Origin of the sequence: Luteolibacter sp. Y139 (genome assembly GCF_038066715.1) — a bacterium.
Taxonomy (GTDB): Bacteria; Verrucomicrobiota; Verrucomicrobiia; order Verrucomicrobiales; family Akkermansiaceae; genus Haloferula; species Haloferula soli.
The window spans coordinates 76,305-91,240 of the sequence record NZ_JBBUKT010000013.1; the positions used below are offsets into that span (position 1 = coordinate 76,305).

A 14,936-nucleotide genomic window follows, 5' to 3' on the forward strand; every position below is an offset into this window, starting at 1 on the left:
TTACGACATCGCGTAATGCCGATTTTCCGGGTTCCTGATACAACTTCCTAGGCATATCAAATGCGGCAGAATCCTTGAAAAACCGCACCTCGCATTCCCCACCCCCATTCCAATTCGCCCGAGGCCCGATTGTTGACTAATCCAAACTTTTTTAAATAATCGCCCCGTAATTTTACTCATCGCCGCCTGCTTGCATGATCCTTTCCCCCCTCATGCCGGAAGCTCTTTCCGCCGACGCGCTGCTTCGCGCCTTTGAAATCCACGCTGCCAGCACCCCCGATCAAACGGCGGTGATCGCGGGAAATGCCACGCTCAGTTATGGCGACCTCGACTCCCGCGCGAACCGTTTGGCTGGCCACCTGCAAGCTCTCGGCGCCCGACCCGGCGTCTTCGTCGGCATCGGCTTGAACCGCTCCATTGAGCTGATCGTCGCCCTGCTTGCCGTGGTGAAATCGGGGGCTGCCTATGTCCCCCTCGACCCCGGCTATCCGGCTGCACGCCTCGCCCACATGGTCTCGACCGCCGGACTCGATCTGGTCCTCAGCCGGTCGGATCTAACAACTCTCTTCTCCGAAGCCGGCGCGAAGACCGTCGTCGACGTGGCCTCCGCGGAGGGAAATGACCCCGTCACTCCCTACGCCACGCCGGACGACTCGCTCTACGCGATCTTCACCTCCGGCTCCACCGGCCAGCCAAAGGCCGCCTCAGTCTTCCGCAAGGGCTTCGCCAACCTCCTCAACTGGTATGCCACCGAGTTATCGCTTGGCGCGGAAGACTGCACGCTCGTGATCAGCTCTCCGAGCTTCGATCTCACCCAGAAGAACTTCTTCACCCCGCTGCTCACCGGCGGCAAGCTCGTCCTCGATGACGGCAGCAACTACGACATCTCTCGTATCTCAAAGCTGATCCTCGATCACGGCGTCACCCTCATCAACTGCACCCCGAGCGTTTTCTATCCACTCGTCGATGCCGCGGCATCCGGCAGCTACACCGCACTCGCGTCCCTCCGCTTCGCCATCCTCGGTGGCGAGCCGATCTCCATCCCTCGCCTCCGCGCCTGGCTGGAGCATCCGAACTCCCGCGCCGAAGTGGTGAACACCTACGGCCCCACCGAGTGCACCGACATCTGCGCCTTCCATCGCCTCCATCGCGAAAACCTCGACCTCTTCCCCTTCGTCCCGCTCGGCAAGGAAATCCCTAACGTCACCGTCACCATCCGTGACGAAGACCTAGCCACCATCCCTGACGGACAACTCGGCGAACTCTGCATCGCTGGCGCCGGCCTCGGCGGCGGTTACCTCAATGACTCCGAGCGCACCACCCGCGCCTTCGCCCTCGCCGGCGGCATCTACCGCACCGGCGACCTCGCCCGCCGCCTGCCTTGCGGCACGCTGGAGTTCCGCGGCCGCGCCGATCACCAGGTAAAGGTGAATGGCTTCCGCATCGAACTCGGCGAAATCGAGATCGCACTCGATCAACACGACGCCGTCCGCGAGGCCGTCGTCATCGCCAAGGACGGCCGCCTCATCGCCCACATCAAGGGCGACACCTCCGCCGCAGCCCTGAAGGAACACCTCGCCACCCGCCTCCCCGCCTACATGGTGCCGAGTGAGTTCCACTTCACCGAAACCTTCCCGCTCACCCCGAACGGAAAAGTCGACCGCCTCGCCCTCGCCGAATCCAATACGTCCCATGCGTCCTCTAAGACCCATGACGACACCCTCACCGGCCGCATCCTCACCCTTTGGTCAGAAGTGTTAGAGCGCCCCGTCTCCGATCCCGAAGCCAACTTCTTCGACCTCGGCGGCACCTCCATCCACCTCGCCGTCGTCCACGTCCGCCTTCGCGAACTGACCGGTCGTGATCTCGCCATCACCGACCTCTTCGCCTGCCCCAGCGCCAAGACACTCGCCGCCTTCCTCTCCCCACAAGCACCCGCCGCGACCTCCGCGGCCCAGGACCGCGCCCGCATGCAACGCGCAGGCCTCGCCAATTTCCGCCGCCCCCGATGAACGAAGAGCTCCCCCCACCCGAAGCCATCGCCGTCATCGGCATGGCAGGCCGCTTCCCCGGTGCCGATTCGCCCGATGAATTCTGGGCCAACCTCATCGCGGGCAAGGACTGCATCACCCGCTTCGATTCACGCGTGGGAAGCAACGGCGAAAAATACGTCGGCGCTCGCAGCACGCTCGAACACCCCGATCTCTTCGACGCCTCCTTCTTCGGCATCTACCCGAAGGAAGCCGAGCTGATGGACCCCCAGCACCGCGTCTTCCTCGAGTGCGCTTGGGAAGCCATCGAGCACTCCGGCTACGATCCCGGTGCCTATCCCGGCATGATCGGCGTTTACGCCGGCCTCAGCCTCAATACCTACCTCCTTCACAACCTCGGCAAGGCCAAGGATCTCGCGAAGAACTATCAGGTCGCCGAGTACCAAACCATGCTCGGCAACGACAAGGACTTCCTCCCCGTCCGCGTCTCCTACAAGCTGAACCTCCGCGGCCCGAGCATGACCATCCAGACGGCGTGCTCCACGTCGCTGGTCGCGATCTGCCAGGCCGCCACCTCGCTGCTCACCTACCAGTGCGACATGGCACTCGCTGGTGGCGTCTCCATCAGCTTCCCGCAACAGCGCGATTACCTCTACACCGAGGAAGGCATGGTCTCCGGCGACGGCACCGTCCGCGCCTTCGATGAAAAGGCCAACGGAACCGTCTTCGGCCACGGATGCGGCGTCGTGCTCCTCAAGCGCCTCAGCGAAGCCGTCGCCGACCGCGACCCCATCCTCGCCGTCATCAAAGGCTGGGCCGTCAACAACGACGGTTCCGACAAGATCGGCTTCGCCGCCCCCGGCCTCAATGCCCAGGCCGACGTCATCGCCATGGCCCAGGCCGCCGCAGGCGTGCATCCCTCCGATGTTTCCTACATCGAGGCCCACGGCACCGGCACCCCGCTCGGCGACCCGATCGAAGTCGCCGCTCTAACAAAAGCTTTCCGCGAAGGCGGTGCCGAAGAAACCGGCTACTGCTCCCTCGGCACCGGCAAGACCCACATCGGCCACCTCGACGTCGCCGCAGGTGTCACCGGCCTGATCAAGACGATCCAGCAATTCCGCCACGGCAAGATCCCCGCGCTCCTGCACTTCACCGCGCCGAACCCGCGCATCGATTTCGCCAACAGTCCCCTCCGACCCGTCTCGGAAACCAAGGACTGGCCCCGCTCCGAAACACCACGCCTTGCAGGCGTCAGCGCCTTCGGCGTCGGCGGCACCAATGCCCACGTCGTGATGGAGGAACCACCTCTCTCACCTCCAAGCAGACCCGGACGCAAGCAGCAGCTCCTCATCCTCTCCGCCAAAACCGCCAGCGCCCTCGACACGATGGCCGCGAATCTGGCGAAGCATTTGGAAAGCGATCAATCCGATCTCGCCGACGCATCCTTCACCCTCGCCACCGGCCGCAAATCCTTCCCCTTCCGCCGCCACATCGTCGCCGCGGACCCCACCGAGGCCATCACCAAACTCCGCGAGCCCGCGAAGTCCTCCGCCTCTAACAAGTCCACTCGCGTCGCCTTCCTCTTCCCCGGCCAAGGCTCGCAATACCCCGACATGGGCCGCGAGCTCTACGACACCGAGCCCGCCTTCCGCGACGCTGTCGACGAGTGCGCCACTCTCCTCTACTCCCACCTCGGCCTCGACATCCGCGCCACCCTCTACCCGACCGAAGCCGACCGCACCGAAGCCGAAAAGCGCATCCACCAAACCTGGCTCACCCAACCCTCCATCTTCGTCACCGAGTATGCCTTGGCGAAGCTCTGGATCTCCTGGGGCGTCCAACCCTCCCTCGTCATCGGCCACAGCATCGGCGAATACGTCGCCGCCGTCCTCGCCGGCACCTTCACCCTCGCAGAAGCCCTCGGCCTCCTCGCCGTCCGCGCCAAGCTCATGCAAGCGCTCCCCTCCGGAGCCATGCTTGCCATCCGCCAAGGCGCCGACGAACTCACTCTGCCCGAAGGCATCAATCTCGCAGCCATCAATAGCCCGAAACTCTGCACCGTCTCCGGCTCCCACGAGTCCATCGCCGCCTACCAACGCGAACTCGAAGAACAGAAGATCGCCTCCCGCGCCCTCAATACCTCGCACGCCTTCCACTCCGCGATGATGGAGCCCATCGTCGCCCCCTTCACCGCCGAAGCCGCGAAGGTCCGCGCCAACACCCCCTCCATCCCCTGGATCTCGACCTGCACTGGCCGCGAGATGGACGCAGCCACCCTGGCAGACCCTAGCTACTGGGCCCACCAACTCCGCCACGAAGTCCGCTTCACCGACGCTCTCGCCACTGCCTACGCCACCGGCGAACTCATCCTATTGGAAGTCGGCCCCGGCCAAGCCCTCGGCCCCTTCGCCCGCCAGCACCCCGCCCGCGGCACCAGCTCCGTCGTCTCGACCCTGCCTTCTTCTTCCACCGACCTCGCCGACCTCCTCAACGCCGCCGGCGAACTCTGGAAAACCGGCGTCACCCTCGACTGGCCTTCTTTCTTCTCCGGCCAGGAACGCTCCCGCGTCCACCTGCCCACGTATCCCTTCGAACGCCAAAGCTACTGGATCGACAATTCGTCCGAGACCCCGCAGGCCCCTTCTACCATGGCAGCCCCGACACCTGTCGCAGCCGATCTGCCATCTGCGATCTCCCATCTACCATCCCCCCCCTCAGCCATGTCCCGCCTTCCCGACCTTGCCGCCAAGCTGCGTGCCATCGTCCATGAACTCTCCGGCATCACCGTCGACGACGATGCCGCCACGTTCACCGAACTCGGCTTCGATTCCCTCTTCCTCACCCAGGCCAGCCAGGCGATCCAATCCCGCTTCGGCGTGAAGATCACCTTCCGCCAGATGCTCGGTGAACTCTCCTCGGTGGCCACCATCGCGACTCACCTCGACGCGGAACTTCCAGCCGACGCCGCACCAACTACGACACCCGCCGTAGTTGCCACTCCCACACCTCTTCCTCCGATCACACCAGTCGGCAACGGCGGCACCATCGAGCAATTGATGGCGAACCAGATCCAGCTCATGCAGGCCCTGCTGGCCGACCGCCAGTCTCCCGCCCCTGCATCAGCCCCCGCCGCCGCTAGCAGCCTCCCAACCGTCAAGTGGCCCGCCAATCACACCCGCAACGTCTCCGCCAACACCCGCTTCGGCCCCTACAAGCCGATCGACAAGGGCGAAAACGGCGGCCTCACCCCGGTCCAACAGAGGTCCCTCGACGAGCTCATTGCCCGCTACGTTCGCAAGACCGCCACCTCGAAGGCCTACACCGCCGAGCACCGCGATCACTACGCCGACCCACGCGCCGTCTCCGGCTTCAAGTCACTGTGGAAAGAGATGGTCTATCCCATCGTCTCCTCCCGCTCGAAAGGCGCGAAGATCTGGGATCTCGACGGCAATGAATACGTCGATATCACCATGGGCTTCGGCACCTACTTCTTCGGCCACTCGCCGGAGTGGTTGACGGAAGCCATCGAGAAGCAACTCCACACCGGCATCGAAATCGGGCCGCAGTCCCCCATCGCCGGAAAACTCGCGAAGGCCATCTGCGAGCTGACCAACATGGAGCGCGCCACCTTCTGCAACACTGGCTCCGAGGCCGTGATGGCCGCCATGCGCCTCGCCCGCACCATCACCGGCCGCACCCGCATCGCCTACTTCACCGGCGACTACCACGGCATGTTCGAGGAAGTCCTCGTCCGCGGCGCATGGGTCGATGGCGTCTACAAGGCCCAGCCCATCGCCCCCGGCATCCCGCAATCGCTCGTCGAGAACATGCTCGTCCTCGACTACGCCGACCCCGCCTCTCTGGAAATCCTCAAGGCCCACGCCCACGAACTCGCCGCCGTCATGGTCGAGCCCGTGCAAAGCCGCGCCCCCGGCCTCCAGCCGCGTGACTTCATGCACGAGGTCCGCGCCATCACCAAGGCCGCCGGCACCGCGCTCATCTTCGATGAAGTCGTCACCGGATTCCGCTGCCATCCCGGCGGTGCCCAGGCCTACTTCGGCGTCGAAGCCGACCTCGCCACCTACGGCAAGGTCATCGGCGGCGGCATGCCCATCGGCGTCCTCGCAGGAAAGCGCGAATACATGGACGCCCTCGACGGCGGCTCATGGAACTACGGCGACGATAGCTTCCCGGAAGTCGGCGTCACCTTCTTCGCCGGCACCTTCGTCCGCCACCCCCTCGCCCTCGCCGCCGCATGGCGCGTCGTCGAGCACCTCAAAGGCGAAGGCCCTCGCCTCCAGATCGAAGTCACCGAACGCGTCGAGCGCCTCTGCCGCACGCTCAACAATCACTTCGAAGCCATCGGCGTCCCCATCCGCCTGCCACACTTCAGTGCCTACGCCGTCATCGAGTACGCCGCGGACCTGAAGTATGCCAGCCTCCTCTGGTACTTCCTCCGCGAGAAAGGCGTTCACGTCTGGGAAGGCCGCCCGCTCTACTTCACCACCGCTCACAACGACGAGGACTTCGACCGCATCGTCCGCGGCTTCACCGAAGCCGTCGCCGACATGCAGGCCGCCGGCTTCCTCCCCGCATCAGCGAAAGAAGTCACCGCACCCGCCGTTTTTCCGCGCCACGACATCGCACCGACCACCGAAGGCCAGCGCGAGATCTTCCACTCGCTCATGATGGGCGATGAAGCGAACTGCGCCTACAACGAGTCGAACGTCATCCGCTTCGATGGCGACCTCGATCTCCCCGCACTCCGCTCCGCGTTGTTAGATCTCGTCGTCCGCCATCCCGCCCTGCGCAGCACCTTCAGCCCGGATGGCCAGCAGCAGATTTTCCACGCCGCCCCGCGCCAGTTGGAAATCCACGAGCACGACTTCTCCGCCCTCACCGCCGACGCCCGCGACATGCACTGGTCGCAGGTGAAGGAAGACGAAGCACGCACGCCCTTCGATCTCGCCCGTCACGCCCTGGTCCGCCTCCAAGTCGCGCGCCTCTCCGCCGATCACCACGAGCTTCTTTTCACCGCTCATCACATCGTCTGCGACGGCTGGTCCTTCGGCATGATCCTCATGGAGCTGGCCCAAGCCTACAATGCCCGCAAGGCCGGCCGCCTCCCGCTGCTTCCGCCGGCCATGTCCTTCGCCGACTACGCCCGCCACGAAGTCGCCCATCAAGACGACCACGCCACCGCCGAAGCCTGGTGGGTCGCGAAGTTTGAGAATGGCGCACCCATCCTCGAACTCCCCACCGACCGCCCCCGCCCGCAGGTCAAGACCTTCGCCGGCTCGATGGAAGCGATCACCCTCGATGCCGATCGCTACGCCCGCCTCAAGAAAGCCTCTCCGAAACTCGGCGGCACCCTCTTCGCCACCCTCCTCGCCAGCTTCGCCACCCTCCTCCATCGCCTCACCGGCCAGGAAGACCTCGTCATCGGCGTCCCCGCCGCAGGCCAAACCCGCATCGGCCGCGACGAACTCGTTGGCCACTGCCTCAACTTCCTCCCCCTCCGCCTCCAAGCAAACGCCGACCGCTCCTTCCGCACCTTCGCCGCCGAAGTGAAGGAGCAGGTATTGGAAGCCTACGATCACCAGGACTGCACCTTCGGCAGCCTGCTGAAGAAGCTCAGCCTGCCTCGCGACACCAGCCGCCTGCCGCTGGTGAACGTGATGTTCAACATCGACAAGTCCGGCATCGACCAGATCACCTTCGATGGCCTCGCCTTCGACGTCTGGACCAATCCGAAGCGCCACGTCAATTTCGACCTCTTCTTTAACCTCGTCCAAACCGACGAGCGCATGATCGTCGAGTGCGAATACAATCCCGACCTCCACGACGCCGCCACCATCCGCCGCTGGCTCGGCTGCTTCGAGCAACTCATCGAAAGCGCAATCCTCGACGGCGAGACCACGCTGCAGGCACTCCCCATCCTCAACACCGGGGAAACCCAGCGCGTCCTCGTCGACTGGAACGCCACCGAGCGCGATTACCCGCGCACCGCCACCCTCCCCTGCCTCGTCTCGCACGTCGCCTCCCGCGTCCCGGAAAAGACCGCCGTCCGGTGCGACAACACCTCCCTCACTTACGCCGCCCTCGAACAACGCGCCAACACCATCGCGACTCGCCTCCAGGCATCCGACGTGAAGCGCGGCGATCTCGTCGGCATCCACCTCGAGCGCTCCACCGACATGGTCGCGGGCCTACTCGGCATCCTGAAATGCGGTGCCGCCTACGTCCCGATGGACCCCGCCTTCCCGGCCGAGCGCCTCGCCTTCATGGTCGAGGACGCGCACATGCCGGTCATCCTCTCGCAGACCTCGCTGCACAAGGAACTCCCCACCTCGCAAGCCCAGGTCATCCTCGTCGATGAAGTCACCGGGGACGGCACCGGCTTCACCTCCGTCGAATGCGATCCCGAAGACCTCGCCTACGTCATCTTCACCTCCGGCTCCACCGGTCGTCCGAAGGGCGTTCGCCTGCCCCACCGCGCCGTGGTGAACTTCCTCAACTCGATGCGTCGCGAACCGGGCCTCACCCCGGCTGACGTGCTGCTCGCAGTCACCACCCTCTCCTTCGACATCGCCGGCCTGGAAATCTTCCTCCCGCTCACCACCGGTGCCGAAGTCGTGATCGCCACCCGCGACACCACCATCGACGGCAACCGCCTCGCCGAAACCATCGCCCGCCACAACGTCACCGTCCTCCAGGCAACACCCGCCACCTGGCGCCTGCTGTTAGAAGCCCAGTGGTCCGGCAAGTCCACCTTCAAGGCCCTCGTCGGCGGCGAAGCCGTCCCGCGCGACCTCGTCAATCGCCTCGCCCCCCTCTGCGGCGAAATCTGGAACGTCTACGGCCCCACCGAAACCACCATCTGGTCCACCACCGCCCAAGTCACCGCCGGTGAAGGCCCCGTCACCATCGGCCGCCCCATCGACAATACCCAGGTCTTCATCGTCAACACCGCCATGCAACCGCAGCCCGTCGGCATCCCCGGCGAACTGCTCATCGGCGGCGATGGCCTCGCCCACGGCTATCACGAGCGTCAGGACCTCACTGACGACCGCTTCATCTCCACCCCGCTCCAATCCGGCAAGCTCTACCGGACCGGCGACCTCGCTCGTTGGAATGCGGACGGCACCATCGAATGCCTCGGCCGCATGGACCATCAGGTGAAAGTCCGCGGCTTCCGCATCGAGCTCGGCGACATCGAGACCCATCTCGAACAACACCCCTCTATCGCCCAAGCCGTGGCCCACGTCCACGACGGCCGCCTCGTCGCCTACGTCCGCCCCGAAGGTGCGACCGGTAACGGCACCGCCATCTGGGAAGACCAGTGGGACCTGCTCTACAAGTCCGCCATCGACCAGTCCGGCAGCGGCCATCTCGACAAGCTCGACTCCGTCATCGCCGGCTGGGCAGGCATCACCGACATCGATGACCAGGTCGCCGAGTGGATCGAAACCACCAGCTCCCGCCTCCGCGGCTACGGCCCGCGCCGCATCTTTGAAATCGGCTGCGGCACCGGCCAGATCCTCTCCCGCTTCGCCGCCGAGTCCGAGTGTTACTGGGCCGCCGACATCTCCAAGGTCGCCATCGAAGCCCTCCAGAAGAATCACCCGCTCCCGCAGGTGAAGCTCTTCCACCGTCCCGCCGATGACTTCACGGACATCCCCGAAGGCTACTTCGACACCATCATCATCAACTCGGTCGCTCAATACTTCCCAGACGCGCCCTACCTCGCCCGTGTCCTTGAAGGTGCCGCGCAAGCCCTCAAGCCCGGCGGCCGCATCTTCCTCGGCGACATCCAAAGCAATGCGCTCCTCTCCGCCCACCACGCCGAGATCCTCCGCGAGCGCGCCCCCGCCGGAACCACCTGCAAGCAACTCCGCGACAAGCTCGCCCAACGCCTCTCTCGCGAAACCGAGCTTTCACTCGACCCCGCCTGGTTCGATCACCTCGATGGCTTCTCGCACGTCGAAATCCAGCTCCGCCGCGGCAAGCTCTCGAACGAAACGACCACCTATCACTACGACGTGATCCTCCACGTCGGCGAAAAGCCAGCCACCCAGGTGGTCACCAACTGGCGTCAATGGGAACGCCTCAACCTTGAGCAGCTCGAAGCCATGCTCGCCGAAGGCCCGAACGAACTCGCCATCGCCGGCATCCCGGACCTCCGTCTCGCCCCCGCCCTCGGCTTCCTCAGAGCTCTTGAACATTCACCAGAAGATAGCGCGCTTCCCTTCGTCCCCTCACCGCCGAACACCGCCCTAACAGCCGAAGACCTCTTCGCCGCCGCGTCTTCGTCCGGCTACAAGGCCCACGTCCGCTGGCGCGGCAATGGCGCCGCCGGCATCATCGACGTGATCTTCCTCCCCGCAGGCAGTGGAGTCCGTCCCCTGTGGCCGATCCAAGCCTCACCGGCACCATTGGCAAACGTACCACACCACGAGAAGCCATCCACCGGACTCGCCACGGAACTCCGCCAACATCTCGCCGCCAAGCTCCCGGACTACATGGTGCCCTCTGCCTTCGTGGTCCTCGACGCCTTCCCGCTCACCCCGAATGGCAAGGTCAACCGCAAGGCCCTCCCCGCCCCCGGCGAAGCCGAAGACGCACCTGCCCGCGAAATCGTCGCCGCCAAGAACGACACCGAGCAAAAGCTCGTCGAGATCTGGAAACAAGTCCTCGGCCTGAAGGAGATCGGCACCACCGACGACATCTTCGAACTCGGCGGCGACTCCATCCTAATCTTCCAGATCAGCACCCGCGCCACCCGTGCCGGCCTGGCCATCGCTCCCGCACAAGTCTTCCGCCACCGCAACATCGCCGCGCTGGCCTCCGACCTGAGTTCTGTGGCAGAACCTGCCCCAGCGGCCCCGACCATCCAACGCGTCAATCGCGATGCCTACCGCCGCAAACTCTGACTCGATGAGCGAGACCCGTCACGACCTGGATGCGACCCAAGCGCCAGAGGCCGCGGACGTACTGGCGTTTCCCGCGTCAGTCGCCCAACAGGTCTTTTGGTACCTGGAGCTGCTCCAGCCCGGCGTCTCGGCCTTCAATATCCCCATGCGCTTCCGCCTGGAAGGCGCGCTCGATACGAATTTGTTAGAGCGATCGCTGCGAACCATCATTGAGCGCCACGAATCACTGCGGACCCACTTCGAGGAAGAAGGCGGCGAGCTGCTCCAAATCGTTTCCCCGGACTCAAACTTCGACTTCCCGATCTACGACGTCTCCTCCCTGCCGGAAAGCGAGCGCCTACAGGAAGCCGACCGCCTCGGCAGCATCGAGGCACAACGCCCCTTCCATCTCGCCACCGGCCCGGTCTTCCGCGCCGAGTTGGTGAAGCTCTCCGCCACCTCCCACATCCTCCACGTCACCGTCCATCACGCGATGTTCGACGGCTCGTCGATGACCGTCCTTACCGAAGAGCTCGCCCAGATCTACCAAGCCTATCACGACGGCAAGGAATGCCCGCTCGAACTCCCACCGATCCAATACGGCGACTTCAGCGTGTGGCAGAGGGACTTTCTTGAAGGCCCCGAAGTCGCCAAGCAACTCGCTTACTGGAAAGACCGGCTGACAAACATGGCCGAGCTGGATCTCCCCACCGACCGCCCGCGCCCCGCCGCGAAGTCGTGGAACGGCGACCTCATCTCCTCCCTCCTGCCCCGCGATCTTACCAATCGCCTGCAAGCCATCGCCGCCCGAAACGGAGCCACCCTCTATCACCTGCTGCTCGCAGCGTATAAAGTTCTCCTCCACCGCTACAGCGGCATGACCGACATCGCCGTCGGCTCGCCCATCACCGGCCGCACCCGCGCCGAGATGGAGCGCCTCATCGGCGTCTTCATCAATTCGCTAGTCCTCCGCAGCGACCTCTCCGGCGACCCATCGTTCGAAAGCCTCGTCTGCCAAGTCCGCGATACCGCTCTGTCGGCAGTCGAAAACCAGGACCTGCCCTTCGAGTGCCTCGTCCGCGCCCTGAAGCCGAACCGCGACTCCAGCCGCAACCCCCTCTTCCAAGTCAACTTCACCCATCAGCGTTCATTCGCCAAAGCCGGCAAGTTCGGCGGCGTCGAACTGATCCCTATTCCCTCACGCTCCCCCGGCGCCATCTTCGACCTCCACTTCTTCATGGTCGAGCGCGCCGAAGGCTGGCGCGTCACCTGCGACTTCAGCACTGACCTCTTCGACCACGCCACCGCCCGCCGCATGCTCGCGCACTATCAGCGCTTGCTCGAAGGAATTGCGGAAGCCCCACAAAGAAACCTCTCGGAACTGGAGATCCTAACAGCCGAAGAGAAGGAAACGATCCTCGGTCAATGGTCTCGCAACGAAGCGACTGGCAGCGTCGACACCATCCCCTCCCTCTTCGCCCAAGCAGCATCGACTCACAGCACTCGCACCGCCCTCGTCTTCGGCGAGCACACGCTCACCTACACCCAACTCCACGTCGAAGCCGCTACCCTGGCAGCACGCCTCATCGAATCCGGCGTGAAGCCCGGCGACCTGGTAGCTCTCTGCTCGAAGCCATCGCCCGAAATGATCGTCGGCCTCCTCGGTATCCTGCTGGCCGGCGGTGCCTACGTCCCTCTCGATCCCGACTACCCGGCTCAGCGCTTCGCCCTCTTGTTAGAAGAATCCGGCGCGAAAGTCGGCCTCGCCGCTCCCGGCCTCGCCTTCTCCTTCGGCGAATGGAACGGCACCTTGTTAGAGATCCCCAGGATCGGAAACGCCACCTCGGTCGATCTTCCCCACATCGCCCTTTCCCCGGAGCACCCTGCCTACCTCCTCTTCACCTCAGGCTCCACCGGCAAGCCAAAGGGCGTGCTGGTCCCCCATCGCGGCGTCACCCGGCTCGTCCGCGACAACGGCTTCATGCCGATCACCGCCGAAGACGTCTTCCTCCAGGCCGCCCCCCTCTCCTTCGACGCCTCCACGCTCGAAATCTGGGGCCCGCTCCTCAATGGCGGCACCCTCGTCATCCCCTCGCAAGGCACCGGCCTCGATGAAATCGCCACCGCCGTCCGCGAAAAAGGCGTCACCGCACTCTGGCTCACCGCGGGTCTCTTCCAAGTGATGATCGAGGAGCACATGGCGTCTCTCAAAGGCCTCCGCTACCTCCTTGCCGGCGGCGACGTCCTCTCCGTCTCCCACATCCGCCAAGCCTTGGCCGCCCTTCCCGGCACCACCCTTATCAACGGCTACGGCCCCACGGAAAACACCACCTTCACCACCTGCCACATTATTGGTGAGCAGGACTGCGAACGCCCCTCCATCCCCATCGGCCGCCCAATCGCCAACACTACCGCCTTCATCCTCGACGACCAAGGCCGCCCCGTTCCTGCAGGCATCCACGGCGAACTCTTCACCGGCGGCGCGGGCCTCGCCCTCGGCTACCACGGCGACCCAACCCTCACTGCGGAAAAGTTCATCACCCATCCCCAGTTCGGCCGCCTCTATCGCACCGGCGACCTCTGCCGCTGGCTCGCAGATGGCACCATCGAGTTCATCGGCCGCCGCGACCATCAGGTAAAGGTCCGCGGCTTCCGCATCGAGCCCGGCGAAATCGAAACCGTCCTCGCCTCCCACCCCGAAGTCCGCCAAGCCAAGGTCGCCGTACGCGGTGATACGGCTGAAACCAAGCGCATCCTCGCCTGGGCCATCGTCGAGCAAGGCAGCCTGCTCGATTCCACCAAGCTCGATGCTTGGCTCTCCGCCCGCCTCCCCGCCTTCCTCCAACCCGACGGCGTCATGATCGTCGACGCCTTCCCGGTCACCGCGAATGGCAAAATCGACCTCGCCGCCCTGCCCGACCCCGCAAAAGCGCCCCCCGAAGCCCGCATCTTCACCCCGCCCCAAGGCGAGATCGAGCAACAGCTCGCCGCCATCTGGAGCGAACTACTAGGAACATCGGAGATCGGCCGCGAGGACGACTTCTTCTCCCTCGGTGGCCACTCGCTGATGGCCCTCCGCCTCTTCTCACGCATCTCCCGCGACTTCGGCCGCAGCCTGCCATTGGCCGCACTGCTCAGCCACCCGACCATCGCACGCCTCGCCTCCCTGCTCCAGTCCGAGTCGCAACCCAGCCCGGTCAAATCCGGCAAGCGAGGCCATCTCGTCACTCTCTTCGATCGCGGCACGCCACCACCACTCTTCTGCATCCATGGAGGCGACGGCGGCGTCATCTTCTACCGCGGCCTCGCGGAGCGCATGACCGGCGACTTCCCGATCCACGCCATCGAGGCGCTCTCGCTGAGTAACAGCACCCCCATCGAGGAATCCAGCGTCGAGGAGACCGCGGCCGCCTACATCCAGGAGCTTCTCGCCGTCCACTCCAGTGGTCCCTTCCGCCTCGCCGGATACTCCTTCGGTGGCGTCGTCGCCCACGAGATGGCCTGCCAACTCACCGAGCAGGGCCACACAGTCGAATTCCTCGGCCTTTTCGATACCCACAATCCCACCGCTCCCTCCAAGCGCTACTCCCTGGGCGGACGCCTCGGCGCCTTCTGGCAACAACAGGACGACTTGCCCCTCCCCGCGAAACTCGAGCGCCTGCGAGAACGCATCGCCGAGGGCATCGCAGTCCATCGCCAGGTGAAGAAGGAAGTCTCCGAAGCCATGAACATGGGCCCCGCCGAAGCCCATAGCGACCTGCGCCGCGTCCAGGTTCGCGAGGAAAACTGGCGCGCCATGCAGGCTTATCGCCCGCGGTCCTACGCCGGCACCACCACGCTCTTCAAGGCAATGACCCCGAGCGACAAGGTCGAGTGGCCGGCTGACTACGGATGGAGTTCGGTGGCACTTGGAGGGCTGAGGATCATCCCCGTCCCCGGGCGACACCTGACCCTATTCGACGAAGGAAACATCGGTCCGCTCGCGAGAGCATTGCAAGAAGCACTCCAGACTACCGCGATCGCGTGACAC

The 14,936-nt window shown here is 64.8% G+C and carries 3 protein-coding genes; all 3 read left to right on the top strand.

Annotated elements, in window-relative coordinates; all coding sequences use genetic code 11:
• The first annotated feature begins 194 nt into the window (after nt 1–194).
• The 3 genes from WKV53_RS24615 to WKV53_RS24625 are packed head-to-tail and all read left to right on the top strand — an operon-like array spanning nt 195 to nt 14,933.
• Nucleotides 195–2,012 (top strand): non-ribosomal peptide synthetase, encoded by a 1,818-nt coding sequence (locus tag WKV53_RS24615; RefSeq protein ID WP_341407487.1) that lies wholly within the window; start codon nt 195–197, stop codon nt 2,010–2,012.
• Nucleotides 2,009–10,927 (top strand): non-ribosomal peptide synthetase/type I polyketide synthase, encoded by an 8,919-nt coding sequence (locus WKV53_RS24620; RefSeq protein ID WP_341407488.1) that lies wholly within the window; start codon nt 2,009–2,011, stop codon nt 10,925–10,927. Before WKV53_RS24615 ends, WKV53_RS24620 begins: the two co-directional genes overlap by 4 nt.
• A 4-nt stretch (nt 10,928–10,931) precedes the next feature.
• Nucleotides 10,932–14,933 (top strand): non-ribosomal peptide synthetase, encoded by a 4,002-nt coding sequence (locus tag WKV53_RS24625; RefSeq protein ID WP_341407489.1) that lies wholly within the window; start codon nt 10,932–10,934, stop codon nt 14,931–14,933.
• The last annotated feature ends 3 nt before the right edge of the window (nt 14,934–14,936 follow it).

Excerpts from the sequence above, each read along its gene's own strand:
- WKV53_RS24625 (WP_341407489.1), top strand. The coding sequence starts at position 10,932 with ATGAGCGAGACCCGTCACGACCTGGATGCGACCCAAGCGCCAGAGGCC.
- WKV53_RS24620 (WP_341407488.1), top strand. The coding sequence starts at position 2,009 with ATGAACGAAGAGCTCCCCCCACCCGAAGCCATCGCCGTCATCGGCATG.
- WKV53_RS24615 (WP_341407487.1), top strand. The coding sequence starts at position 195 with ATGATCCTTTCCCCCCTCATGCCGGAAGCTCTTTCCGCCGACGCGCTG.